The 1,550-nt window shown below is 70.7% G+C and carries 1 protein-coding gene; it reads right to left on the bottom strand.

Annotation, left to right across the window (positions count from 1 at the left end):
• Positions 1 to 13 precede the first annotated feature (13 nt).
• Positions 14 to 1,495, bottom strand: coding sequence for a GntP family permease (locus ACFU99_RS43200; protein WP_384404151.1), 1,482 nt, complete (start codon positions 1,493 to 1,495; stop codon positions 14 to 16).
• Between the last annotated feature and the right edge of the window lie 55 nt (positions 1,496 to 1,550).

The following is a 1,550-nucleotide window of genomic DNA, read 5'->3' as shown; positions in this document are numbered from 1 at the left end:
CCCACGTACCGCGTCAGACGAAGATGCTGAGCACCGCCGCGACGGCGAAGCCCGCCACCGACAGCACCGACTCCAGGACCGTCCAGGACTTGAGGGTGTCGCGCTCGGAGATGCCGAAGTACTTCGCGACCATCCAGAACCCGCCGTCGTTCACATGCGAGGCGAAGATCGAGCCCGCCGAGATCGCCATGATGACGAGCGCCAGGTGGGCCTGGGAGAAGTCGCCCTCGGCGAGCATCGGGGCAACGATGCCGGCCGTGGTGACGATGGCGACGGTGGCCGAGCCCTGGGCGACGCGCAGCACCACGGAGATCAGCCAGGCGAGGACGATGATGGGCAGGCCCGCGCTGTCGAAGGTGTCGGCCAGGGCCTTGGCCACGCCGCTGCCCTTGAGGACCGCGCCGAAGACCCCGCCCGCGCCGACCACCAGCAGGATGTTGCCGACCGGCTTGAGGGAGGCGGTGGAGACCGTCTCCAGGGACTTGCGGGACCAGCCGCGGCGGATGCCCAGCAGGTAGTAGGCGAGGAAGAGGGCGATCGTCAGGGCGACGAAGGGGTTGCCGAAGAACTCCACGACCGATCGGCCGGTGCTGGGGTCGAAGGCGATGGAGGAGAACGTCGCGAGCAGGATGAGGACCAGCGGGGTGCCGATGATCGCGGCGAGCGCGCCCATGGACACGGGCTTCTCGGCGCGGCCCGCGCCGCCGCCGGTCGCGCGCTGCTCGGCCTGGACGGCGGCCTTGGCCTCCTCGGCCGCCTCGACCATGTCGGCGGGCACGGGCACGTAGACGCGCTTGCCGATCCACGCGGCGAACGCCCAGCCGGCCAGCACCGCCGGGACGCCGGTGGCGATGCCCATCAGGATGACCCAGCCGAGGTCCACGTGGAGCAGCCCGGCCGCGGCCACCGGGCCGGGGTGCGGCGGCAGGAACGCGTGGGTCATGGACAGGCCCGCCAGCAGCGGCATCGCGTAGAGGATGATCGATTTGCCGCTGCGCTTGGTCGCCGCGTACACGATCGGCGCGAGCACGAAGATGCCGACGTCGAAGAAGACCGGGATGCCGAAGATGAGGCCGGTCAGGCCCATCGCGAGGGGGGCGCGCTTCTCGCCGAAGAGGCCGAGCAGCCGGGAGCTGAGCGCCTCGGCGCCGCCGGAGACCTCCAGGATGGAGCCGAGCATGGTGCCCAGGCCGATGATGATCGCGATATGGCCGAGGGTGCCGCCCATGCCGGATTCGATGAGCGACTTGGCGTCGGAGTTCTGGACCGTGCCGAAGAGTTCGGTGACGGAGAGCCCGGCGGCGAGGCCGACGGCTATGGAGACGGCGAGCAGCGCGACGAACGGCTGGAGCCGGATCTTGATGATCAGTACGAGGAGGAGCGCGATGCCGAGGGCGGCGACGGTCAGCAGCCCGGCGGTCCCTCCGACGAGAGCGAGCAGTCCGCCGGTGTGCGGTGGCGGCGGCGGAGCGGCGGGGGTCGCGGCGAGCAGCATGTGATGACTCCGTTGTCAGTCAGCGGTTTTCCAGGCAGGGGGGATCGCGGCACGG

This window comes from Streptomyces sp. NPDC057654 (assembly GCF_042800135.1).
GTDB lineage: Bacteria > Actinomycetota > Actinomycetes > Streptomycetales > Streptomycetaceae > Streptomyces.
Note: the sequence above shows the minus strand (reverse complement) of the source record. Positions and strands in the feature narration are given on the sequence as shown.

Coding starts and splice junctions, on each gene's coding strand:
- ACFU99_RS43200 (WP_384404151.1), bottom strand. CDS start 1,495: ATGCTGCTCGCCGCGACCCCCGCCGCTCCGCCGCCGCCACCGCACACC.